Below are 23,932 nucleotides of genomic sequence, written 5' to 3' on the forward strand. Positions count from 1 at the left end.
AGCGATTACGCATAAAATGCGGCGAAAGAAGTACTTCCTTGTTATAGGCTATAGCTATATTCAAGGAGGCGATAGAGATGAGTGACAAGAAACGCTATGTATTGGTCGGAACCGGCGGCCGAGCCGAATTTTTTTATGGCGCACTGGCCCAGAATTTCCGTGACAGATCCGAGCTTGCTGCCTTTTGCGATATCAACCAGACTCGCATGAATTACGCGAATCAGCTGCTGCGGGAAAAATATAAATACACCGAGGTGCCTACATACACCGCGGACCAATTCGACCAGATGATCGAGAACGAGAAGCCCGACTTCGTCATTGTCACGAGCATCGACCGGACCCATCACAAGTACATTATCCGCGCGATGGAGCTTGGATGCGATGTCGTGACCGAGAAGCCAATAACGATCGACGAGGAGAAATGCCAAGCCATCCTGGATGCCGCCAAGCGGACCGGACAAAATATCAGGGTCACCTTCAACTACCGTTACGCTCCCCATCATACCAAGGTACGGGAGTTAATCATGAATGATACCATCGGCCAGGTGACCTCAGTTCACTTCGAATGGCTGCTGAATACCCGCCACGGAGCGGATTACTTCCGGCGTTGGCACCGGGACAAGCGGAACAGCGGCGGACTGCTCGTCCATAAATCCACCCATCACTTCGACTTAGTCAATTTCTGGATCGGCTCGCATCCTGAAACCGTTTTCGCATTTGGAGATCTCATGTACTATGGTAGAGAGAATGCGGAAGCACGGGGCGTAACGCAATTTTACAATCGTGCCACCGGCAACAAGGTTGCGAAGGAGGATCCTTTCGCGCTCCATCTGGATTCCGACGCGCATCTCAAAGCCATGTATCTGGATGCTGAGCCGGAAGATGGCTATCAGCGGGATCAAAGCGTTTTCGGCGACGGAATTAATATTGAGGATACGATGGGCGTTCTCGTACGATATGAGAACAAAGCCATTTTAACGTATTCGCTGGTGGCCTATCAGCCGTGGGAAGGCTATCGCATCGCAATTAACGGCACCAAAGGCCGGATCGAGATGAACATTGTTGAGCAATCCTACGTGAATTCGCTGGGCGACAAGAATCAGGAAGGCGCGTTAATCGGAAAAACGCTGCGGGTGCTTCCAATGTTCGATGCCCCTTATGAGGTTCATGTCGAAGAGCAAAAAGGCGGGCATGGTGGAGGCGACCCCGTTCTTCTGAATGATCTGTTTGGTGAGCCCGCGGAAGATCCGTACGCCCGTGCGGCCAACCATATCGATGGAGCGAGGTCCATACTGACAGGAATTGCTGCTAACCGCGCCATCGCAACCGGCATGCCTGTACGAATCAACAATCTGGTTCGTTTCTAAGCCGTACAAGGCGGCTCCACACCCCACAACGGAAAAAAGAGCCGTCCGCAGACGGCTCTCCTCTGTATATCTTATTACAGCTTCACAATTTTACCGGTCTCTTGGGATTCGAATGCACCCAGGATCACGTTCAAGGAACGCAGTCCTTCCTCACCGGAAATGCTAGGAGGCGTGTTCGTAAGAATGGATTCGACAAAAGTGTCGATGACGCCGCTCGGAACCTGCTTCTCATTGGTTGCCATGGCGCCAACCTTGTAGGTTTCCACCGTACCGTCGGTCAGCTCAACAACCACCTCATCCCCGTTAACGGTACCGATCATCATGGCGCCCTTCTCGCACCACAATACCGTTCCGTTATCGCCGGCTCTGTAATGCGTCCAACTCGCCATCAGTGTGCCTACGGCCCCGCTCTTCATGCGAACGATGCAAGTCGCGTTGTCGTCCACATCGGTTCCATCTTTATGAACCGTTCCGATGAAACCCGCCACTTCCACGATTTCATCGTTCAGCAAATAACGGATAAAGTCGGATTTATGCACGCCGAGGTCACCCATAGCGCCCATAATCGCTTCTTCTTTGCGGAAGAACCAGCTGTCGCGACCATCGAGGCTCCAGCTCTCCGGACCGCCGTGGCCGAAGGAAGTACGGAAGGTAAGCACCTTGCCGAGCTTGCCGGAATCCAGGATTTCCTTTGCTTTCACGTGCGGAGGCATGAGACGCTGGTTGTGGCCTACCATCAGGTAAACCCCATTTTTGCGGGCTGCCTCGATCATTTGCTCTCCTTCTTCAGCCGTTGTTGCCATCGGCTTCTCCACCAGCACATGAAGACCGGCATTCGCAGCCGCGATGCTCATTGGAGCATGCAGATAGTTCGGCGTACATACGCTAACGGCATCGAGCTTCTCGTTCTTCAGCAGTTCTTGATAGTCTGTATAAGCTTTACCGCCATACTGGGCTGCCATCTCTTCGGCGCGTTCCTTTACCGGATCGGCAAAAGCAACCAGCTCCACGTTAGCATTGTTCGCGTATTCAGGAATATGTCTGCGCTGGGCGATTGCGCCGCAGCCAAACACAGCCACTTTAATTTTACTCATTGAAAGTCTCCTTTGTGCAAATAGATTAAAATTGGTTCAGGTAGTTCTGCTTCAGCCAGTTCATGCTGTTCTCCACGCTTTGCAGCGGCGGATTCTGACATACGTCCTGCTCGACGATCAGCCATTCCGTGCCTGCATCGGATGCAGCTTGAATGACGCCCGGCAGGTTAACCGAGCCTTGGCTCAGCTCCAGTGTTTTCATGTTGCCTTCTGTATCCTTGCTGAAATCTTTCAGGTGAAGCAGCGGAAGACGGCCTGCATATTTCGGAATGTAAGCAAGCGGATCTTGTCCGGCAAATTGTACCCAGCATACGTCCATTTCCACTTGCACGGCTTCCGGCGTCGTTGCGGAATACATCGCATCAAATACGAACTGGCCATCGACCTCGGCTTCGAATTCGAATGCATGGTTATGGTAACCAAAGATCAGGCCCTGCTTGCGCGCTTCAGCCCCTACTTCCTCCAGGAAGGAGAAGAGGTTCTTCCAATCCTCGGCATCTTTACGATCTTCTTCGGCCACATATGGACACATCATATATTTAGCGCCAATGGTTTTCAGGTAATCAATTTCCTTCTGCAGATCTGCACGAAGAAGGTGCAGGCCTACATGACTGCCGATCGCTTTCAGGCCAAGTTCTTGAAGAAGCGTTTTCATTTCCTCGGCTGGAATGTCTCCATACCCTGCGAATTCCACGCCTTCATAACCTAATTCAGCCACTTTACGAAGCGTACCGCGGAAATCCTGTGCCGTCTCATCGCGCAGCGTATACATTTGCAAACCAATGTTCATTCTTCTCATTATAGCGCACCTCGATTCCAAAAATGAGTTACTGCTCTATCTGCTACTATCATACATGCAAATAGGCTAAAATGAACATAAACAATATTGCTGCAACATGAACTATCTGCTTACATTTTTACTGGGGGTTGTTACCATGATGGAGGCAAGGCTGCTGATCTGCGACTATTCCTATCACTTTCAGCAATTTAGCAACAGCCATCGGGGCGGCTTGACGACCTATCTGTTCCGTCTTCAAACCGAGGGCTCCTGCGAAATCTACTGCAACGGTATCGAGCACCACGTGCAGGCAGGCGACCTGCTGCTGCTGAAGCCCGGCGATGAATACGAGCTACGGGTGAAGGAAGACGGGGAGGATGGCCGCGTGTCCAGCGGGGATTATTTTATATTTTGCGATGGCTCATGGATTGATGATTGGTGGAACCGAACCCACCGCCCTGTCGTCAGTCATGTCGGGCTCGACGATCATTTGCTGGGCCTGTGGAGACAGATGCTGCTGGAGAAGCGGCGCGGACTTGAGGGGGAAATTGGGGAGCTGACCGACTACCTGCTGCGCAGTCTCTGCCTGTGCCTGGATCGGGCTATTACCGAGATCAAGCCGACCGATCGTCTTGCCTTCACTGCCCTGCGGCTGAAGCGATTTGTAGAGGAACATGCCACCATCACCTTCAAGCTGGAGGAGGCTGCTTCCCATGTGGGACTTAGTTTATCCCGTGCGGTTAAACTGTTCAAGGAGTATTACGGGAAAACCATGATTCAGTACGCCCTGGAGATCAGGTTGAATGCAGCCGTCGAGCGCATGAAATACAGCACGATGACGCTGGAGGAAATTGCGGAAACCTGCGGCTTTGCAAGCTATTCCTATTTTCACCGGGTATTCCGGGCCAACTACGGCGTGTCCCCGGTCAAGTTCCGGGCTACGGCAACGGTGCCGGCAAGGCCGGAACAAGCGAAAGGCCCCCGCTGATTTTTTTCTACTATATAATGAAGTAATAAAAAGCAGACCATGCTCATCCATAAAGGCAGGAGCTTGGCTGCTTTGCGCATTCATAACTCGATATATTCTCCAGAACGCTTTTTCCGGCCACACCCATTCATATCATAGCGGCCCCGGCGGCAGCAAAGACAAGCGCGAAATAGATGCCTACCCATATCAGATGATTGCGATTCCACTCCCGCGGCTTGATCTCGACCACTCTTCCCTCACTTTCATACCTGCTGAAGCATTCGGTCTTTACATCGATTTTTCATGATGCAGCAGCCACTGCTTGCGCGACAATCCTCCGCCGTATCCGCCCAATTCGCCGCTCGTATTAATCACGCGGTGGCATGGGATGACAATCGCGAGCTGGTTGGCGCCATTCGCTTGGGCAACGGCACGATATGCGGTCGGTCTTCCCATCGTTGCTGCGATCTCGCCATACGAAGACGTTTGTCCAGGTGGAATCTGTAGTAACTGGTCCCATACTTCTTTTTGAAACGGCGATCCTAATAGAAACAGAGGCGTCTTGAATTCCGTTAATTCCCCGTCAAAATACGCGCCGAGTTCAAGTTCGATCGAGCGGATCGGAGCTGTGTAACCCGGAATGATGGCCGACTTGGTTCTCTGCCGAAGACGCTCAACCTCACGCTCCAAGCCCCGACGGTCTACAAATTCGAGTAAATACAGCGCCTCATCATCTGCGATGGCCATCATCGGTCCAAGGCGCGTGTCGAGCCACGATGCTTTTAAGATCTTGTTATTCCCCGATCGAGTAGGCGCTGCGCCCATAATGCGCGAAAAAGCATCCCTAAAGCCACTGCTGGACTCGTAGCCGGTCGACAACTGCGCATCGATGACGGCATGCCCCTCCCGGATTTGCTTCAGGGCAAGTCCCATCCGCCGTGCCCGTGCATATTCGACGAAGGTCATCCCGAACCGCTTCTTGAATTGGCGTCTCGCCGTCGAAGCATCCACGGACAGCTTCTGAAAATCCTGGTTTGTCCACCTTTTCTCCGGATTTTCTTCCACCGCCTCGACGAGCAGCCGGACCAGGTCGGACACCTGATTGGGGTGTGATAGCGGACGGCATCGTTTACAGGGCCTGAAGGAAGCAAGCAGCGCTTCTTGAGCCGTCTCGTAAAATTCACAATTTTCCATCTTCGGTTTTCGGGCCGGACATGTCGGGCGGCAGAACACCCCCGTGGTCTTCACGCCCACATAAAAAACGCCCTCGTACTCCGATTTCTTTTCCACTAATGCCTGATAATACTCCTGTTGATTCGCAGCCGATATCACTTGGGGTTCCTCCCTCGATCTCATATACGTACTCTGTGGCTATCGCTTGCAAGCCATCATCTCATGCTCTCTTTGTCCTGGTGTTCCTATTATATTGGATATGCCGGCGTGGCGTAGCCGAAAATCGTGCATGAATATTTTCGAGGGAGACACACCAACCCGATGATCCTGGTTGACCTAATCATACGAAAAGCCCCTTCCGCGGACCGGAAGAGGCCTTTCTTTTAAGAATATTGAAATTCCTTAAGACTAAAGATTTAACCTTTGATGGACCCTGCCACCATACCCTTCATGATCTGCTCCTGCAAGATCAGGTAGGCCACGATCGTTGGAATGACTGCGATCGCCATCGCTCCCATCGTCAAGCTGTAATCCGTGCCGAAGCCGTCCGAGAATAAGGACAAGCTGAGCGGCAGCGTCTTCAGCGCCTGCGTATTGATAAATACGAGTGCGAAGGAGAAGTCATTCCAGAATCGGAGAAATGCCAGAATCGATATCGTTGCCACGATGGGCGTACAGAGCGGAAGAATCATTCTGCCGAAGATTCCCCACCAGCCGCTGCCGTCAATCATGGCTGCTTCTTCAATCTCCCTTGGAATGGATGACATGTAAGCCATCGCCAAGAAGATCGCGATTGGCAGCTCAAATGCCGTATAAGGCAGAATGAGCGCACCGTACGTGTCGAGCAGGCCGATATTTTTCATCATAATAAACAGGGGCACCAGCGTACTGTGAATCGGAATCAGCAGCCCGGTCGTAAACAACACAACCACCAGCTTTTTGAACCGAAACTCGAATCTGGACAGTACATACGCCGCGAGTACACTGAGCAGGATGGTCAGAACGACGGCTGTAATCGTCACAACCGTTGAATTCAGCATCGCTCTGCCCATATTTCCAAGCTCCCAAGCCCGGAATAAATTCTCGGTCATCCACTCCTTCGGCAAGCCGTAAGGGTTGGTGAAGAAATCCTGATTCGATTTAAACGCGCTCGTAAAAAGCCAGTACAAGGGATAGAGCGTAAGAATCGCATACACAATCAGCAGCAATTTTACGAACCCGGTTAACCCCTTCGTGATGACGCGTTTCCCTGAGGCACTTCCGGTCCCGGTCGTCTGTAAATTCACATCGCTCCCTCCTTCATGTTAACTTGACTTTCTGCGCGTTGCGAAATAGTTAAGCGCGATAAGAATGGCGCTGACGATCATAATCATCGTGGAGACGGCGGAGCCGTAACCATAACGGTACACACTGAACGTGCTGTTGTACATATAAGTGGCAAGCAGCTCGGTCGATTGCGCAGGTCCGCCACCCGTCATAACGATGACATGGTCAAAAGCTTTCAGGCTTCCCGAGATGCAGAGCACAATGGTTACGACAACTGTGCTCCAGATCATCGGCAGCGTGATTTGCATCAGCTTGTTCCAGCCGGTGGACCCATCGATTTTGGCCGCATCATGGATCTCCGGTGAAATATTTTGCAGTGCTGCGATAAAGATGACCAGATAAGGACCGACGTTCGCCCAGTTAATCGGGATCGATATCGCCAGCATGTTCACTTTTGGATCGGACAGCCAGGGACGGGTCCATGACTCCAGACCGAGCATCTCCAGTACATAGTTGGCGATCCCGAACTGAGGATGGTAAATGTAACCCCAGATGAGACCGACAACAACCGTGGAGAGAACCATCGGCATGAATACGGCAGACCGGATGAACCTGGAGAAGAACGAATTCTTGAACAATACAATAGCCAGAATCAACGCGATTGGAACCTGACCGATAATGGATGATACGACCAGAATCAGGTTGTTTCGAAGCGCCCGCCAGAAGATCGGATCCTTGAACATCTCTTTATAATTATCAAGGCCGATAAAGGTGGCGTCTCCGAACCCTTTCCAACTGAAAAATCCGTAGTAAGCTGACCAGAAGACCGGAATAATGACAAATATCAGAAACAACAGAAGCGCTGGAAGAAGAGCTATGGCTATAAATCCTTTGCTTCTCATCGCTGTAGGCATGGCAGCCTCCTCCCTCCTAATCCTTATGCAGTGATGAATGGTTTCTTATGGAGTAGCGGATCTGGCTTGCGCATCCTGTAGCTTCTGGGCCACACCTTCGACAGGACCGCCCATCATAATTTCCTGCAGACCGTTGTTGATGACTTCAGCCGCTTCTGCAGACAGATAAGCATCGTATACCGGCGTAATGCTTGTGGATTTCACCAGGTTAAAGGCTTTGTAGTACAAGGAAGTAACTTTGGCCTGATCAATTTCGGTATCGTACATGACCATGGAGTTGCTCTCGGCAATCGCTTTTTGCGCTTCCGGTCCGCTGACCGCATAAATCAGTTCCAGCGCCAATTCTTTCGTTTTCCCTTCCGTTCGGCTGCTAAGGGCCAGACCGCCGCCAGCTCCGCCGGAGATGGTGTTAGCCTCACCTTTACCGCCCGGGATCGAAGGCAATGTCGTGACTTCAATATCCTTCATTTGCTCCTCCGAAGAAGAAGCTGCCAGGTTCGTGAGTGTCCATGCACCGCTGATCATCATTGCTGCATTTCCTTGGATGAAATATTGCTCGGCTTGCGTGTTGTCGATGCTGTTCGCGCCTTCCTGGAAGGCTTTGTTATCTACCAGCTCTTTGAAATAACCAAGCGCTTCGATAAACTCAGGATCGGTGAATTTCGCGCCATCCTGTGCTGCCGCTTTCTTGAACCATTCGGTGCCTGTCACACGGTCGGCAATCGATCCGATAATGGTGGATTGCGCAACCCATGGCGCTTTGTTTCCGAGTGCGATCGGCGTAATGCCGTTATCGTTGAACGTTTTAACCGCCGCCATCATTTCTTCCCAAGTCGTTGGAACTTTTACGTTATGTTTGTCGAACAATGCTTTGTTGTAATAGAGAATCGAAGTTGCGGACATGCCTAGTGGAGCGGAGTAGATCTGGCCGTCCTCGAACTCGTATGGATCAAACGCTCCCGGCAGGAATTTATCCTTCCAATCCGAATGCGCATCCAGCACCTCTGTAATCGGCTGAAGCAGTTTCGCCTGATGAAGCTCAGCTGACTGACTTCCTGCATATACGAAGAATACATCCGGCATTTCATTTGCAGCCGCAACGGTACTCAGACGTTGACGGTAACCATCCGGCGGAATCGCTTGTGCATCGAGCGTAACTTCAGGATGGTCCTGAGCAAACTGATCGATAAAGCTTCGGACTGATTTTGCACGCAGGTCATCACCGGCAAAGTTATGCCAGATGGTCAGCTTGACCTTCTCTTGATTACCCTCATTTCCTCCCGCCTGCTCTTTGCTTTGCCCGCCTCCGCAAGCTGCAAGGACCAGTGACATCATCAGCAGAACAAGACCTATTTTACGTTTTGGTCTCATGGTCAATCCCCCTTTTTAATATACGAAAATGATGAAGCGTCTTAAGATGATTAGTCCAAGTATATAAAAGGATATAACGCTTACATAGGGGATATAATTCAGTCGATAGAGGGACAAAATTCAGGACTTGCCCGATACTCCGACGGGGTTTGTCCCGTCCATTTCTTGAACAGGCGGTTAAAATACTTAATATCCTCATAGCCGATTTCATTCGCGATTTCACTGATTTTGGCTGGCGTTTCCCTTAGCAGGTGCATCGCTTTTCGCAGTTTCGCCTGGGTCACGAATTCGATATAATTCTGCCCGGTTTCCTTCTTGAACATCTCGCTGAAATAGTTGGGATTCATATGAACATGCTTGGCCACTTGTTGAAGCGACAGGCTCTGCCCCAGATGCTCATGAATGAAGGATATCGCTCGCTGGACAGGACTGGTTGTTGAGACCATATCACGATACTGCTTCATGACAAGTCCAAGGGAATCGATCATCACCTTCTCCGGTGCCTTTGTCAACTCGCGTATATCGTAGGTCTCCTCCACGTTCACCGGATTGGTGTATCCGATGGACGATGCAGCCCGTATGAGCCAGCGCTGTGCCGATACGAGCAGGGAATGCAGGTAAGCTTGAACCGAGCCAGGCGTCGCCTGACCCTGACTTTGGATACGTCCCAGCAAATCCGTAACCCATGTCTGCAAATCGGCGGTTTGCCCGGAACGCAGAACAGAGGATAGCTCGGTTTCTTCTTCCATCGAACATACCGTTCGGATGCCTTTACGTTCTGCGATATCTTCATAACGGATATGCCGTTCCGAATGCAGCAGCCACTCGTAAGAGCTGGCCTCTACCGCGGTAGCCAGCGCAATGTGCAGCTCCCTGGCGTTTGCGACCCGTTGGCCGCTGGCAGCCGTGATGCGGCAGGCATGCGTCGATTCCATCTTCCGAAGAGCGGAATCCACCCGCCCCCAACCATTATTCAGCTCTGTCCGCACCAACAGAAGCAGGGAGCCGTTCCACTCCAGCCACGCGCTTTGTAGCACTTCGGCCAGCTCCGTGCCGATTAAACGATGCAACTCGCTAACGGTCGAGTGTTCCTCCTCTTCTTGATGTAACGGATATACCGATAGCATCCAGATCTGGAGGACCGAGCCGTTCGATTCCAAGCGCAGCTCAGGATATCGCTCCCACAATTCGGCCTCGGCATGCTCATCCAGTGGAGTGCCGGATGCAAGCAACCTTCTCAGAAAGCCCCGATTGACCACCATTTCCTGCGCCTTTCCCTTCGCTTGAGTAAGCCTGCGCTGTAATAGCCGTTCCCTGGCTTGGACAGCAGCCTCGATAATTTCCCCGGGCCTGCTCGTCTTCAGCAGGTAGTCGCTCACGCCTTCCCGCATCGCCTGCTGCGCATATGAGAATTCATCATATCCCGATATGACAATAATTTCGATCTCAGGATACTTCTGTTTGACTTCATGTGCCATATCCAGTCCACTCAAGCCTGTCATGCGAATGTCAGTAAAAATAATCTCGGGCATTTCAACAGGAATACGCTGAAGGGCTTCCTCCGCCGAAGCTGCGGGCGTCAGCACCGTAAAGCCGTTATCGGCCCAATTGATCACTGTACTCAGACCATTTCGAATGATCACTTCATCATCAACGATCAGTACCTTCAATGTCGCCATCCCCTTTACTGGATAATTCAGATTGTTGTATCTCAGATAAATCAGGTATCGTAAACATCACCCGCGTCCCGGCTCCCTCCGTGCTCTCCACACGCAAGCCCGCATCCTTGCCGTAATGAAGGAGCAGCCGTTTATGAACATTGCGCAGCCCGTAGCTTCCGCGCGGGGTCTGTCCCTTCTCGTACTGCAGCGGATTTTCAACCAGCTGATCCTGAAGCCACTTCAGGCGCTCCGTCGTCATTCCAATGCCATCATCCTCCACCACGAAGTGGATTCCTTCATGTTCACGGTGTCCGCTAATCGTAATCGTCCCCATTCCGTCACGGCTCAAAATACCATGCAGCATGGAGTTTTCAACCAACGGCTGCAGCAGCAGCTTTAACATGGTGTGCTGATACAGCACTTCATCCACTTGAACCTCAAACTTGAATTTTTCCGGATAGCGGATCGTCTGGATATTCACGTAATGACGGACATGCATAATTTCCTGCTGAATCGTGCAGTATTCCTGACCGTTATTGAGACTGAACCTCAGGAAATCGCTGAGCGATCCCACCATCTCGGCGATTTTCACATCCTGGTTCATCAGCGCCAGCCAATGGATGGATGACAGCGTATTGTAGAGGAAATGCGGATTAATCTGCACCTGCAGTGCATGCATATCCGCCTCCTTCTTCAGCGACTCATTCAATTTCACTTCATCGGTAAGCTTCACAATCCGGGAGCTGAGCCGGTTGTAACTGATAATGAGCTGCCCGACCTCATCGACCGTCTTAACCGGGAGCGCAGGCAGCGGCTCTTCCGGGCTTGAATTCTTGAGAAACTTCGTTAGCACGGACAGCGGATTCGTAATTTTCTGGATCAGGAAAAGAACCAGTATAATGGCAAGCAGTATAGCCACGGTGACGGCAACCGCCGTCAATTTGATGAAGTATTGGTTCTGGGAACGGTATTCCTGTGAGGGTATGATGCCGACCAGTTTCCAGTTCACGCTGGACATTTTCTTATAGAGAATGGTCTTCTTGTTGCTCCCCTCGCCATAGTCTATATTTCCGCTGAGCCCCTCAAACTCTCCAATCGAAGGATAATAGTCTGCAAGTGTAAGATTGGTCTCCATATCCGGCGGACCGGCGATAATCCGGTTATTCTCATCAAGAAGAAGGACAAACCCGGTCTTCTCCAGGACGGCCTGCCGGAATTGATTGGCAATGACGCCCTGATCCAGGTTGATCTGCAGATTCCCGATCGGCTTATATTTATCCGTGCTCCGGATCGGTCTGGCCAACGTAATGACTTTCCTAACGCCTTCAAAAGTCCACTGCCGATGCACAAAGGACCACCATTTGGGATGATGCTCGTAATAATCGGGGACCACTTCGGTAATATTCCGGAACTCGGAGCGTACCAAGGATTTGTGCGAGATCGCATCTTTGCTGCCGAGCGGTTCGACAATGATGTTGGCGATATAATCTTTGGAAAAGGCCAGATTCGTCAAAAAATTAATAACCGTCGTCTGCTGGACATAGTTGCTTTGCTCGGTCTTCAGATAGGCTTGAACACCGGTATGCCCGATGAGGAAAAGCGAGATATTCTCTACGTCTTTGACCATCGTATCCAGGTAAGCTTCCAGCTGCCGAAGCGTATTCATTCCTGTAATCTTGGCCTTCTCCTCCGTCAGGCTCTTGGCTATGTTAAAAGAGAAAATACCGAGAAACAGCAGCGGCACCAGCGTAGCGATAATAATAAGTAACGACAATTTATGCTTTAGCGATTTCCCAAGCCATTGCTGCATAAAAACACCTCGTTCAAAGTCCCTATGGTATGGACTTGTTATATTACTTAACATTGAATGCGTTTACTTCGAAATCATTCTCTTTTCCTAGCAAAAATGTGTCAGGTTTATTAACTATCTTAGAGGAATCTTAAGACTCAAGTAAATGGTAATAAAGACCTATGAACGAGGATGAAATCTTCTTGCATAGGTTCTATATGTGCCATTTCCACTGGTTTCTTTTCGGAGATCATGGAGGGGATAGATGGGATGGATTGGATATTAAAAAAACATAAAAAGGGCGCCGCAGCACCCTTTTTATTAGCGAAGCACATCATTCTATCAAGATTTATACTTCTAGTCCATGTTTATAACATCTCATCAGATATGCGTTTATATGTAGATCTAAAGTTATACATCAATAAACCGTTACTTCCCCCATTCTTCCAGACTACGATATTCAATGCCATCCACCATAAACCGGTTCAACTCTTCTTGAAATCGGTATGTTATTTGGAGATCGCCAGCGAAGCCGGCAGGGCTGATGCTTCCTGCAGCTTCCGTAACAAGCTGGCCTTCCGCTAGTTTGTGTCTGACGACGGCCCCGAAGCCAACCTTATCATTTAGGTAGCTTTTATCCTTGGAATCATCCTCGATCCTTTCGACATACTCCTTCCCGTCGATCAAAAGCTTGATCACAAAGTGGTCTGCATACTTCTCAATGTTGGATTGCACATGGCTCAATACCGCCTGTTCCAATGATTCGATAGGGATTTCCTTCAGAGTCTCTGCGTCGACTACATGCATCTCCCCCATGTAAAGACCCGTGCCGGTCCCGTTCACATAGAACACCACAACTTCCGGCTTGCCATCGCCTGTAACATCCTGATATTGAATGACGGGTTTACGCATACCATCTCCGCCGTACCAGTCCTTAAAGACCTGTTTCCTGCCTTTGACCTCGACCACCATACCTTCATATCTGCCGTATTTCGTTGCGCTTACCGGATACAGCTTCACATCCCGGTTCTCCTCTGCCGTTGACACGTCGACCTCCGGTGTATAGATGTAAATCATCCCGGCCTTCGTATCCAAGCTTACCTGTGCACCATACAGCTCCGCCATCCATCGAGCAGGAACCATGACGCGCCCATCCTTTAGCTGAGCGGGAACAGACAAGGTGTAGATCTTCCCCTTTCCCTTGGCTTCCTTGCTCCCCATCTTTAGGGTGACTTGATCGGTGCCTGTGTTGACAGTTAGTGTTTTGTTCTTGTTATTCCAGCGGAGCTGCATAGGCTTCAAATATTCCCTTACCGTGTTTAAAGGGACGAGCGCCGTACCATTCACGATGACAGGTTTAACGTCCGTCGTGACAACATAATGATTAACATTTAATCCTAATTCCTTCTTGTGCCCAGCCTCAGCCTCAGCCTGAGCCTGTACCATCGAGCTTAACAGCATCGTGGCCGCTATAGCACCGCTTGCCGCTAGTTTTGTCCATTTCCGGGTTATCATGTTCTCTAAATCTCCTTGGCTTATAATATGAATTCTTATATAACTTTAATGCATCGTGACCGGGATTGGTTAGTCCATATCAACAAATAATGAAAATACTTCCTCTGTCGTCCCCTTCCCGCCAAGCCTCCAAGCATTCGCCCCATTCTATTCAAAAAATCATGAGCCCGATCCTTCTGATATGTTAGAATCAGATATGATTGTTATATTATGGGAAACAATTTGTTCGAAACGGTTATGATGCCCGTGCCAGGACGGTCATGTCGGAAAATGTTGAAGGGAGGTGGGCTGCATGAGTATGGGGAGTTCCATGTTTAGTTTATGGCCGATGTTGATACTAATCATAAACGGACTTTTTAAGCTGCTTGGTTTGTATGCATTGTATCTGCTTATTAAATTTTTGATTCGTGCCATAACAGCTGTCGAGCTTTACATCGATGAGAAAAGAAACCGGCGGTTGTGAAGGTAAACTTCAGATCATTTAGGATTGAAACTACTGAATCTCCTGTGGTAAAGTCTAGGCAACCAGAAATGAAAGGGTGAACCAAAAGCCGATGATCTACTAATCCTGTCCCAAACATTGGAAAAACAATTCGATATAAGGTTTTTCGGGATAGGATTCGTGCGGCTTTTTTATATGTGACGGGTAGATGCTTGAAGCTTCTTTATTCATGAAGCCGGTATCTTTTTTTGTCCGTATTCAGCCTCCTATTCCGAAATCTCGGAGTGGGAGGCTTTTTTATGCAGCATTCGTAAACGCTATGATCCTGGCATGATCAGGAGCTGCTGGAGATCCGTTGGTGGGGCGCTGATATCGAGTTAATCAACCGACTTATGGGTGCGATCGTGAGCGGTGACTTGGATACGCTCAGACAAATGAAGAATCCGTCTTAAAGCATTCCTAACAACTTTCTATACAGGGAGGCATGTTTGCATGCAGATCATAACACAGGAGTACAAGACAGCTAATCGGGAGTCGGGACCTTATGGTATTACGACAGGACAAGATGGGACCATATGGTTCACGGAACAAAAAGGAAACCGAATCGGACGGATCACCAAGAATGGGGAAATGCGCACGTTCGAAGTGCCGACTCCGGATGCCGGGGTCATATCCATCCTATCTACCCATACCGGTGACCTCTGGTTCACGGAGTACAAAGCGAATAAAATCGGAAGAATGACAGTGGAAGGAACATTTACGGAATTCGAACTACCTGAAGCCAACTCGTCTCCTTACGGCCTGACGGAGGGTCCGGATGGAGCCATATGGTTCACCGAGCTAACCGGCAACCGAATCGGAAATATAACGCCGGCAGGCGTTATCGCGGAATATGACTTACGATGCAAAGGGGCGTACCCTTCCTATATTACAGCCGGTCCGGACGGCGCGTTGTGGTTTACGGAAAACCAGAACAACTGCATCGGACGGATTACGGTGGACGGGGAGATTACCGAGTACCGGATTCCAACAGAGCAATCCGGCCCGGTCGGCATCACGGCAGGTGCCGATGGCGCCCTATGGTTTGTTCAAATCAACGGCAATCAAATCGGACGGATCACAACGTCCGGGAATTTCACCGAATTTAAGATCCCATTTGACAACGCGAGGCCCCATGCCATCACAGCGGGCGCTTCCGGGGATCTGTGGTTTACCGAATGGGGAGCCAATCAAATCGGACGAGTTACCTGTACCGGGGACATTACAGAGTACCCGATCCCTACCCCCTCCGCAGAACCACATGGCATTACCGTGGATTCCGGCGGCGAGGTCTGGTTCGCCGAGGAATGCGATCAGATCGGCCGGTTTACGATTCAATATTAGGCTTAGGATGCCAACATATTGCTCCACCCATAAAAAAGCCCGTTCAGCAGCCTGTTGCCGGGCTTTTCCAGTGCAAAGCTGTCCCGGCTTGTTTCTTCATCTATGCGAATATGATAGATTAAATGGATACTTAGAATTATTTCTCTTAGGAGAGTCCAATAATGAACCCAAACCAAACGTTAGATGATATACAGTGGCAGACGCTCATTCAACAAACCGCCGGTTACTTCAGCGATTTGACTATTAAACGGGGGTTTCAATATTACAAGCAAGGTCGTGTTCACACAAGCGAGTTGACAGAGGCTTCCGGGATAATTGAGGCTGCCGTTGATGGAACGGAAACTTACCGTATCCAGCTCCATCTTCATTCGCTGAGTGACAGCACATGCAGTTGTCCCGTTAATGAAGGCTGCAAGCATATGGTGGCTGTTCTGCTTGACTATGCCCAGCTTCAGGGTCGTTCCATTCACGCCCTAGTTAATGCCCATTCCACCACGTATGCTCCCACCTCTACGTATGACCGAAAGGAGTCCGACTTCAGCCCAGCGCAAGAACGGCCGTCTGCCGGAGCATCAAAATGGAGAGTCAAGGCGGACCATTTGCCCGAGCTGCCGATCTCCGCATGGCATGAGCTGTTCGAAGTTTGCACGGCTTCGCTGGGAGCTAATACGCAGAACTCATTTTACGCCAAAAATGCACTGGCCTCCCTCCATCACATCAAACCGCCGATGCCGCCGGAAATGGGATCATTATACGAGCTTCATGCTCATCTCTTTATTCTCGAGAAGCTGGTCAAGCAGCCCGCTAGTGCCTGGAATTCCTCCGGATCTTACATCGGCTATCATACGCAGGTAGCAGCGGATCATATCCTGGCCAGAATCGAGCGCATCTTCCATGAAGGGCTTGAGAGCAGCGAACATGGAGAGACATTCAAGCAGCGCCTGACTGAGACCATTTCGCATGTCCGGCGGAGCATGCTGAGCGAGCCGCGGAACCGCAAATTTTACGCCCAGGTCTATATGCAGCTCTGGATGTACTGGATCTATCCGTTTGCCAAAAAGGACAACAGCTTAATCCAGGCGGAGTTAGAGCAGTTACAGGCAGCCGAAGCCGAATTCGGCAGCACCCTCTCGCGTGCCTCGTGGTATATGGCGCAGGGCTTAATGTCCTTCTACCTCGGACAAGACAAAACGTCTTGGAGCCTGATCAAGGAAGCAGACAAGGTTAGCAGTCTGTCCCCGGCTTCCGTCCTAGGCTTCTTCGACATGCTGCATTCCTGGCAACAATGGGAACGCTTGGCTCACTGGCTCCCGGAGATCGGCCCGCTTCTTGGCAGTCACCGCAACGAGCATCTCAGCAGCTATCAGTTCTACTGGGATGCCGTCATAGAGCACCTGCCCGAGGAGGCTGAACAGATGTGGAGCAGTCTTGCCGACATGCTTCCTTATGCGAAGGACATCTATCAGAATGCCTTGATCACGCACGGCAGATGGCGGGAATGGATCGACTACCAATTAAGCACAGGCCGGGAGCCGCTGGAGCTCCGGGTCAGCGAGCTCGCGCCGATTGAGAAGAATGCGCCCGAGCTGCTGCTGCCTTTTTACCATCAGGCCGTCGAGCGGTACATCCTTCATAAGAACCGAGCCGGCTATAAAGCAGCGGTCAAGCTGCTCAAACGGTTGGCCAAGCTATATAAAAAGCTCAAGCAGCAGGAGCGCTGGGATCTGTTCATTATCTCATTGTCCGTACGAAACAGCCGGCTTCGTGCATTCCAGGAAGAGCTGCGGAGAGGAAAGCTGATATCATGAGCAGACACACCGAAACCATAACGGTCCACATGGCGTTAAGCGAATACGGAGATGCCGTCATATACGGCTCTACCGTCATGCGGGGTTACGTGTCCGGACAATACCTGAAGCACCGTTTATTTGCGTGGCACGAAGCTTCCTTCTACGGAACAGAGCTCACCGTTCAATCCGTTCAGGATATGGAAGTGGTCATCCTACCTTCCGAGCAGGTCATTCCGTTTTTTGCGGATGGACGACTGCTCGAGCATATTGAATGGGTATGGGACGAGGATTGTCTTCCTTTCATTGAAATTGCTCCTTCGCTGGCAGCTTGCATTCAGGACAAGCAATACGCGCCCAGCTTGAGTGCCTTCAAATCAGGCAAGCTGCAATGGATTTGGGATCCGGAGGCGTTCACAGCGGAAGAGTTGTCCCGTCTTTCCCTGCTGAATGCAGACGAGATATGGAATGAGGGCTTACGGGCGGCGTTCTCTGCCGCCGTTCAAGATCAGTGTTACGGCAGCGAAGAGGTAGCGGCTGACCTGCGCAGAGAATACCCTCTTCTCTTCTCACCGAACCGTACGGCAGCCGAAGGCATGGACGACAAGTCATGGCTGATCGCCATCGGATGGCGGCCGGATACCGCTCCATTCCGACCGCTGCTGCAATTGTTGGAGCCTGACGAAGAAGAAGCCGCGTGGCGCCTTCGGCTTGTATTGCAAGACAAGCAAGACGCTGCATCGCTTGCAGCCGTTCGTCTGGCTGAAGACGGGCAGGCATATGGATCATGGCCGGAGACATGGACACCCCATATCAAGGAGCGGTCCCCCGGCTGGCTCCAAGGTTTGCAGGCAGCACTGCCGGCAAGGGTGCTTCACGCTCCAGCTGAAGACGCACTCGGTACGCCTCTGTCCGACGAGGCCGCATGGCAGTTCCTGACCGTTGACAGCCAGCGGCTGCTCCAGTCAGGTTGGCTGGTCCTTCTGCCCGCTTGGTGGGAAGCCGCCAGCAAGAAGAAACCCAAGCTGCGGGCGAAGGTACGCTCGGGCGAGGGCGAGAACGCCGAGCGAAGCAGCGGCGGTTCCCTGTTCGGTCTGGATGCGCTGGTCAATTTCGATTGGCGGATCGCCATCGGCGAAGCTACTCTTTCCGAGGCGGAATTCGCGGAGCTTGTTGCCCGGAACGAACGGCTGGTACGGTTCCGGGGCCAGTGGATTCCGCTGGATCCCGCTCTGGTCGCCCAAATCCGCCAGATGATGGCGGGCGTAGATCGTGAGGAAGGCCTATCGTTCCAGGATATTCTGCACCTGCATCTGCTCGGGAACAACGATGAGTCAGGGCAGACTCAGCAGGATGCTGAGGAAGCGCGGGACCCGGAACGGATCAAGCTTGAGGTGGAGCTGAACGAGCACCTCGTGAAGCTTATCGGCCAGCTTGGCCGACAAAGCGAATGGCCGAACCTTCCTGTCCCGGCTGGGCTGAAGGCCGAGCTGCGGACTTATCAGCATGACGGCTTTGCCTGGCTTGCCTTTTTGCGGCGTTACGGGCTTGGGGCATGCCTTGCCGATGACATGGGTCTTGGCAAAACCGTGCAGTTTATCGCCTACCTGCTGCACGTGAAGGAGACGGCGATGCAGCGGGAAGAGCAACGCCTCCCTTCCCTGCTGATCTGTCCCACCTCGGTGCTGGGCAATTGGCAGAAGGAGCTTGAACGGTTTGCCCCGTCGCTCCAGGTCATGCTTCACTACGGCGGCAAACGAAGCAGCAGCGAGGATTTCTATAAAGAGGCTTACCAAGCCGATATTATCCTTACTTCATATGCGACGGCCACGCTCGATCAAGAAATGTTAAGAGACATGAAGTGGGAAGCGATCGGCATCGACGAGGCCCAAAATATCAAAAATGCCGACACCAAGCAATCCGCCGCCGTGCGAAGTTTCCCGGCAAGACACCGCGTCGCACTAACCGGCACACCGATTGAGAACCGGCTGTCCGAATTGTGGTCCATCTATGACTTCATCAATCCCGGATATCTCGGCAGCCTGCGCGCGTTCAATCTCCGGTTCATCCAAGCCATCGAAAAAGACAAGAGCGAACAGCGCACGGCTGATCTGCAGAAGCTGATCAAGCCCTTCATGCTTCGACGCAAGAAGAAGGATCCTGCAATTCAGCTCGACCTGCCGGACAAAAACGAGATGAAGACCTATATCCATCTCACAGCTGAGCAAGGTGCGCTTTACGATCAAACCGTGAACAGCCTGCTGGAACGCATGCAAAAGCTCGAGGGCATCGAGCGCAAAGGGGCCATCCTGGCAGCTCTTACACAATTCAAGCAGCTCTGCGATCATCCGGCTCTGCTTACGAAGGAGCCGCTTCCGGAATTGCCGGGAGGCGGCGGCTTGCTCGACACCGAAGCTGTCGTCAACCGTTCAGCCAAGCTGGAGCGGCTGCTGTCCATGGTGAAGGAGCTGCGGGAAGAGGGCGAGCGCTGCCTGATCTTCACCCAGTATATCGGCATGGGCGAGATGATGCGGCAGGTGCTCCATCAAGAGCTTGGGGAGCCCGTGCTATACTTGAACGGCAGCACGCCCAAGCGGACTCGCGACCGCATGATCGAGCAATTCCAATCCCAGACGCTGCCGCCCGAGGAGCAGCCGAATGTCATGATTCTCTCGATCAAGGCCGGCGGCGTCGGTCTGAATCTGACCGCGGCGAATCATGTGTTCCATTTCGACCGCTGGTGGAACCCTGCGGTGGAGAATCAGGCTACCGACCGCGCTTATCGGATGGGACAGACCAAGGATGTCCAGGTGTACAAGTTCATCTCCATGGGGACGCTCGAAGAGCGAATCGATGAGATGCTGGAGAGCAAGCAGCAGCTGAGCGATCAGGTGATCGCAAGCAGCGAGGGCTGGATTACCGAGCTGTCCACCGATGAGCTGAAGGATCTCTTCACGCTGCGGCGCGACTGGGCGTAAGCGTCGTGTATCAAGGAGTACACGGATAGGCGATCTTGGAATCTCGCTCCCGAAGGGGTGGAGCAAAGCGGAATGCTTATGGGTCTCCTCAGGCGGCCACCAGGTGTCGCTATATAACCATATGTTGAATAATAGAATGCCCCGTTGTGCGGACGAGGCCACTGAAGAACTTGCGATTTTTCGGAGGCACTGAGCGGACACGGGGTTTTTGTTATTTGGAGAAGTTTAATGTGTTTAGAGAAGTTCAATGTTGTTTTGAGAAAATTCAAATTGTTTACGCGCATGAAGCTTGTAGGGCTAAGAACTCTAATGTTCGAACCAGTTGAAGTACTCTCACTTGGGTAATCTGGTTCAACTTGAGGTACTCGCTTTCGGTTAATTTGGTTCATCTTAAGGTACTCTTGCTTTCGAGGTAATCATGTCAGTCTTGAATTACTTCATTTACGGGGAGAACTCCGATTCCACTGCTCAAGATGGCCGGTACCAGAGTGTCGCGCAACTTTTCTGGTGGTTAGGTAGGAGGAGAATGATTCTTATCATTAACGGACACAGAGTACGTTATTTAGAACAAATTCATCATTTTTAGATACTGAACGGACATGGGATCCGTTATTTTGCAGTAAAACAGCTTATAAATGTCGAAAACGAGCCAAATAACGTACCTAGTGTCCGCTAATTTTAAAATTATGGCGTTATCTCAAATATAGCGGAACTGGAGTCCGCTACTTCGGGTGCAGCAAATCCGGACTGCAACGGAGTCTGCTACTTCGGGTGAATCAAGTCCATTCGGCAACGGAGTCCGCTACTTGGGGTGCAGCAAATCCGGACGGCAACAAGGTCCCCTACTCCAGGAACATCTAGCGCAATCGGCAACCTGTCCACTACTTCAACCGCACCTAGCGCTATCGTCAACAAAGTCCACTGCCTCAGCCGCACCAACAGCAAACAACAACCAGATCCCCCGCACCAGGAGCAGAGGAGCAACCAGCCGCTGCTCCCCTTGATAGGAGTCACCCAGCCCCCTCCGCTTACTTCTCTTCCATCAGCTGCCGCAGCTTTGCTTCCGTGGTCGAATCCGGAGCTGGCGTATAAATGCTGCACCGCAGGTCATCATTCCCGTACACTTTGAGCGACGTGAGCTCATATACCATTTTTCCGGCCTTGGCATGCCGGAATTCCAGATGTACCTCCGGGGCATAACTGACCTGGCTCTGCTCCCACATCCGATTGAAATCGGGATGCCCGTTCTTCATCTCCTCCAGAAAACGGTCATACCACTCATCCTCGACGTATTGACCGTAATAGGACCGGAACATCGACAAGAAGCCGCTGGCGAACTGTTCCCAATTTACCGCCAGCCGTTGAAACTCCCTGCGGGTGAAGAGCAGCCGGATCATGTTCCGCTCCTCGGGCGGAATGCGGTCAAAATCCAGGAACACGTATGCAGCCGCACGGTTCCACCCCACGATGTTGCACATCCGATCCGATATCATGACGGGGCAATATTTTAGCGCAGTGATGATTTTTTGCAGGGACGGACTGATCTGCACCGCTTCTTGTTTGACCGTATAAGGCTCCGCCCCGCTCTCCAGCGCCAGCGAATACAGATATCTGCGCTCATCCGCATTTAGCTGAAGCGCATTGGCGACGCAGTCCAGCACGGACGACGATACCTGGATGTCGCGTCCTTGCTCGAGCCAGGTGTACCAAGTGGTGCTAACACCCGCCAGCTGGGCGACCTCTTCCCTGCGCAAGCCTGGTGTTCTCCGTCTAGTCCCGGGAGGAAGTCCGACCGACTCGGGTGAGATTTTGGCACGCTGCCCTTTCAAGAATGCCGACAACGCTTGCAGCCTAACCTGGGAATTCATTGTACAAGCCCCCTTCACTCATTAAGGATAGCAGTATTTATACTAGGATAAACGGTATCTTGTAATAGGATACTACACGTGACATTATAACCTTAAGATTGACAAGTTATAAAGTCTTAAGGAGGCTGTTGATCCATGGAAAGAGTTGTTATCACCGGTATGGGCGTCATATCGCCGCTGGGCCATGATGTTGAGACGTTCTGGTCCCGGCTTGTTCGGGGAGAGTCCGGTATTACACATATAGAAACAATGGATACATCAAGACAAAAGGTAAACATAGCGGGTGCCGTGAAGGAGTTTGACGCAAACGCGCTGTTTGGCGTTAAGGAAGCTCGGCGTTTGGACCGCTTCTGCCAGTTTGCCTTGGCAGCGGCGGATCAAGCCATAAGTCAGTCGGGACTCGATCTTGATCAGATCGATCATGAACGGATGGGGGTATACGTCGGCTCCGGCATCGGCGGTATTCAAACCTTAATGAATCAGAGCGACACGCTGTCTTCGCGAGGACCCGAGCGGGTAAGCCCTACCCTGGTTCCCATGATGATTCCCAATATGGCGGCAGCGCTCATCAGCATTAAGTACAAAGCGCTGGGCTCTACGCTTGCGCCGGTTACGGCGTGTTCGATCGGTAATACCGCGATCGGCGAGGCTTTCTTTAACATCCAGGCGGGCCGATCCGACGTGATTATTGCAGGAGGCTCCGAAGCGGCATTGACCGACATCTCGCTGGCCAGCTTCGCGAATGCAACCGCCCTTTCATCCCGTAACGATGAACCGGGCCAGGCCAGCCGGCCGTTCGATACAGACCGGGATGGATTCGTCATGGCGGAAGGTGCAGGCATCCTCGTTCTGGAGTCGCTCTCCCATGCCCTAGGCAGAGGCGCCGTCATACTGGGCGAGGTTATCGGATACGGTGCCAGCTCGGATGCCTATCATATGGTCGCCACACCGGAGGACGGCAACGGCGCGGCACGGGCGATGAAGCTGGCCCTGACCGAGGCGAACCTCTCTCCAGCCGACGTGGATATCATCAGCGCCCATGCCACAAGCACGGTCATCGGTGACCGTTCGGAGACAGCGGCCATTAAGCAAGTGTTTGACGAGGAGGCGTATCGCATTCCGGTAACGGCCAACAAGTCGATGACCGGACATATGCTGGGCGCATCCGGCGGCGTGGAGGCCATTGCACTCGTGAAATCTCTGCAAGAAGGCATCATACCGCCGACTATCAATCTGGAGCATCCCGATCCAGCATGCGATTTGGATTATGTACCGAACCAGGCGAGAAACGCCGAGCTCCGGATTGGCATGTCGAATTCCTTTGGCTTCGGCGGACATAATTCGGCGATTGTTATCCAGAAATATAAGCATGAATAACCATGAGTTCCAGACCCCGGTGAAAACGAGGCCACTGAAAAAGTTCTTCTCATAAAAAAAGGTACGGCTCCTCAAGAAAGTTGAGGAGCCGTACCTTTTTTTCGTTTATAATTAACGCATCATGGAAAGCGGGTGAGCGGATGATTCGACAACAACAAGCCTTGGTTCTGAGTCCTTATGCGGCACTGTATGACATCGTTGT

At 51.7% G+C, this 23,932-nt stretch carries 18 protein-coding genes; 7 read left to right on the forward strand and 11 right to left on the reverse strand.

The window, feature by feature from the left end; all coding sequences use genetic code 11:
- Positions 1-77: 77 nt before the first annotated feature.
- Positions 78-1,367, forward strand: coding sequence for a Gfo/Idh/MocA family oxidoreductase (locus J7E85_RS08335; RefSeq protein ID WP_215156786.1), 1,290 nt, complete (start codon positions 78-80; stop codon positions 1,365-1,367).
- Between the two features lie 74 nt (positions 1,368-1,441).
- Here the strand turns inward: J7E85_RS08335 and J7E85_RS08340 are convergent, their stop codons facing one another.
- Together J7E85_RS08340 and J7E85_RS08345 are read right to left on the reverse strand one after the other, a co-directional pair.
- Positions 1,442-2,461: a Gfo/Idh/MocA family protein gene (locus J7E85_RS08340; protein ID WP_215156788.1), complete on the reverse strand. Its 1,020-nt coding sequence runs from the start codon at positions 2,459-2,461 to the stop codon at positions 1,442-1,444.
- A gap of 25 nt (positions 2,462-2,486) precedes the next feature.
- On the reverse strand, positions 2,487-3,260 hold the full coding sequence (locus J7E85_RS08345) for a sugar phosphate isomerase/epimerase family protein (protein ID WP_215156790.1): 774 nt from the start codon (positions 3,258-3,260) through the stop codon (positions 2,487-2,489).
- A 139-nt stretch (positions 3,261-3,399) separates the two neighbouring features.
- Between J7E85_RS08345 and J7E85_RS08350 the strand changes: the two genes are divergently transcribed.
- The gene (locus J7E85_RS08350; RefSeq protein ID WP_215156822.1) at positions 3,400-4,227 is read left to right on the forward strand and encodes a helix-turn-helix domain-containing protein; all 828 of its coding nucleotides are present in this window, start codon (positions 3,400-3,402) and stop codon (positions 4,225-4,227) included.
- A gap of 267 nt (positions 4,228-4,494) precedes the next feature.
- Here the strand turns inward: J7E85_RS08350 and J7E85_RS08355 are convergent, their stop codons facing one another.
- The 7 genes from J7E85_RS08355 to J7E85_RS08385 form a co-directional block, all read right to left on the reverse strand.
- Complete coding sequence (locus tag J7E85_RS08355; RefSeq protein ID WP_215156824.1) at positions 4,495-5,538, reverse strand: bifunctional transcriptional activator/DNA repair enzyme AdaA; 1,044 nt, start codon at positions 5,536-5,538, stop codon at positions 4,495-4,497.
- 257 nt (positions 5,539-5,795) lie between these two features.
- The gene (locus J7E85_RS08360; protein ID WP_071219105.1) at positions 5,796-6,665 is read right to left on the reverse strand and encodes a carbohydrate ABC transporter permease; all 870 of its coding nucleotides are present in this window, start codon (positions 6,663-6,665) and stop codon (positions 5,796-5,798) included.
- Between the two features lie 18 nt (positions 6,666-6,683).
- A complete protein-coding gene (locus J7E85_RS08365) occupies positions 6,684-7,559 on the reverse strand; it encodes a carbohydrate ABC transporter permease (RefSeq protein WP_215156792.1) in 876 nt (291 codons plus the stop codon).
- A 45-nt stretch (positions 7,560-7,604) separates the two neighbouring features.
- The gene (locus tag J7E85_RS08370; RefSeq protein WP_215156794.1) at positions 7,605-8,930 is read right to left on the reverse strand and encodes an extracellular solute-binding protein; all 1,326 of its coding nucleotides are present in this window, start codon (positions 8,928-8,930) and stop codon (positions 7,605-7,607) included.
- A 98-nt stretch (positions 8,931-9,028) separates the two neighbouring features.
- Positions 9,029-10,600, reverse strand: coding sequence for a response regulator transcription factor (locus J7E85_RS08375; protein WP_215156796.1), 1,572 nt, complete (start codon positions 10,598-10,600; stop codon positions 9,029-9,031).
- Positions 10,581-12,401: a cache domain-containing sensor histidine kinase gene (locus tag J7E85_RS08380; protein WP_215156798.1), complete on the reverse strand. Its 1,821-nt coding sequence runs from the start codon at positions 12,399-12,401 to the stop codon at positions 10,581-10,583. Before J7E85_RS08380 ends, J7E85_RS08375 begins: the two co-directional genes overlap by 20 nt.
- Positions 12,402-12,809: 408 nt before the next feature.
- Positions 12,810-13,895 (reverse strand): copper amine oxidase N-terminal domain-containing protein, encoded by a 1,086-nt coding sequence (locus tag J7E85_RS08385; RefSeq protein ID WP_215156800.1) that lies wholly within the window; start codon positions 13,893-13,895, stop codon positions 12,810-12,812.
- Between the two features lie 292 nt (positions 13,896-14,187).
- On the opposite strand from J7E85_RS08385, the gene J7E85_RS08390 reads away from it, so the two are divergent.
- From J7E85_RS08390 to J7E85_RS08405, 4 genes are all read left to right on the forward strand, one after another.
- Complete coding sequence (locus J7E85_RS08390; RefSeq protein ID WP_202618856.1) at positions 14,188-14,358, forward strand: hypothetical protein; 171 nt, start codon at positions 14,188-14,190, stop codon at positions 14,356-14,358.
- Positions 14,359-14,829: 471 nt separating this feature from the next.
- The gene (gene vgb(C), locus J7E85_RS08395; protein WP_215156802.1) at positions 14,830-15,720 is read left to right on the forward strand and encodes a Vgb family protein; all 891 of its coding nucleotides are present in this window, start codon (positions 14,830-14,832) and stop codon (positions 15,718-15,720) included.
- Positions 15,721-15,881: 161 nt separating this feature from the next.
- Positions 15,882-17,528, forward strand: a complete 1,647-nt coding sequence (locus tag J7E85_RS08400; protein WP_215156804.1) for an SWIM zinc finger family protein — start codon at positions 15,882-15,884, stop codon at positions 17,526-17,528.
- Complete coding sequence (locus J7E85_RS08405) at positions 17,525-20,485, forward strand: DEAD/DEAH box helicase (RefSeq protein WP_215156806.1); 2,961 nt, start codon at positions 17,525-17,527, stop codon at positions 20,483-20,485. The genes J7E85_RS08400 and J7E85_RS08405 overlap by 4 nt, the downstream gene beginning before the upstream one ends.
- 762 nt (positions 20,486-21,247) lie before the next feature.
- On the opposite strand, the gene J7E85_RS08410 is transcribed toward J7E85_RS08405, so the two are convergent.
- Complete coding sequence (locus J7E85_RS08410) at positions 21,248-21,499, reverse strand: hypothetical protein (RefSeq protein ID WP_215156808.1); 252 nt, start codon at positions 21,497-21,499, stop codon at positions 21,248-21,250.
- A 14-nt stretch (positions 21,500-21,513) separates the two neighbouring features.
- Complete coding sequence (locus J7E85_RS08415; RefSeq protein WP_215156810.1) at positions 21,514-22,353, reverse strand: helix-turn-helix transcriptional regulator; 840 nt, start codon at positions 22,351-22,353, stop codon at positions 21,514-21,516.
- Between the two features lie 135 nt (positions 22,354-22,488).
- Here J7E85_RS08415 and fabF point away from each other — a divergent pair, with 135 nt between their 5' ends.
- A complete protein-coding gene (fabF, locus tag J7E85_RS08420) occupies positions 22,489-23,730 on the forward strand; it encodes a beta-ketoacyl-ACP synthase II (protein ID WP_215156812.1) in 1,242 nt (413 codons plus the stop codon).
- Positions 23,731-23,932: the final 202 nt, after the last annotated feature.

It is taken from the genome of Paenibacillus sp. ISL-20, assembly GCF_018613005.1.
Taxonomy (GTDB): Bacteria; Bacillota; Bacilli; order Paenibacillales; family Paenibacillaceae; genus Paenibacillus_AQ.

What these genes read in the sequence shown, in the direction of transcription:
- J7E85_RS08335 (WP_215156786.1), top strand. Translation starts at nt 78, where the DNA reads ATGAGTGACAAGAAACGCTATGTATTGGTCGGAACCGGCGGCCGAGCC.
- J7E85_RS08340 (WP_215156788.1), bottom strand. Translation starts at nt 2,461, where the DNA reads ATGAGTAAAATTAAAGTGGCTGTGTTTGGCTGCGGCGCAATCGCCCAG.
- J7E85_RS08345 (WP_215156790.1), bottom strand. Translation starts at nt 3,260, where the DNA reads ATGAGAAGAATGAACATTGGTTTGCAAATGTATACGCTGCGCGATGAG.
- J7E85_RS08350 (WP_215156822.1), top strand. Translation starts at nt 3,400, where the DNA reads ATGGAGGCAAGGCTGCTGATCTGCGACTATTCCTATCACTTTCAGCAA.
- J7E85_RS08365 (WP_215156792.1), bottom strand. Translation starts at nt 7,559, where the DNA reads ATGCCTACAGCGATGAGAAGCAAAGGATTTATAGCCATAGCTCTTCTT.
- J7E85_RS08370 (WP_215156794.1), bottom strand. Translation starts at nt 8,930, where the DNA reads ATGAGACCAAAACGTAAAATAGGTCTTGTTCTGCTGATGATGTCACTG.
- J7E85_RS08380 (WP_215156798.1), bottom strand. Translation starts at nt 12,401, where the DNA reads ATGCAGCAATGGCTTGGGAAATCGCTAAAGCATAAATTGTCGTTACTT.
- J7E85_RS08385 (WP_215156800.1), bottom strand. Translation starts at nt 13,895, where the DNA reads ATGATAACCCGGAAATGGACAAAACTAGCGGCAAGCGGTGCTATAGCG.
- J7E85_RS08390 (WP_202618856.1), top strand. Translation starts at nt 14,188, where the DNA reads ATGAGTATGGGGAGTTCCATGTTTAGTTTATGGCCGATGTTGATACTA.
- J7E85_RS08400 (WP_215156804.1), top strand. Translation starts at nt 15,882, where the DNA reads ATGAACCCAAACCAAACGTTAGATGATATACAGTGGCAGACGCTCATT.
- J7E85_RS08405 (WP_215156806.1), top strand. Translation starts at nt 17,525, where the DNA reads ATGAGCAGACACACCGAAACCATAACGGTCCACATGGCGTTAAGCGAA.
- J7E85_RS08415 (WP_215156810.1), bottom strand. Translation starts at nt 22,353, where the DNA reads ATGAATTCCCAGGTTAGGCTGCAAGCGTTGTCGGCATTCTTGAAAGGG.
- fabF (WP_215156812.1), top strand. Translation starts at nt 22,489, where the DNA reads ATGGAAAGAGTTGTTATCACCGGTATGGGCGTCATATCGCCGCTGGGC.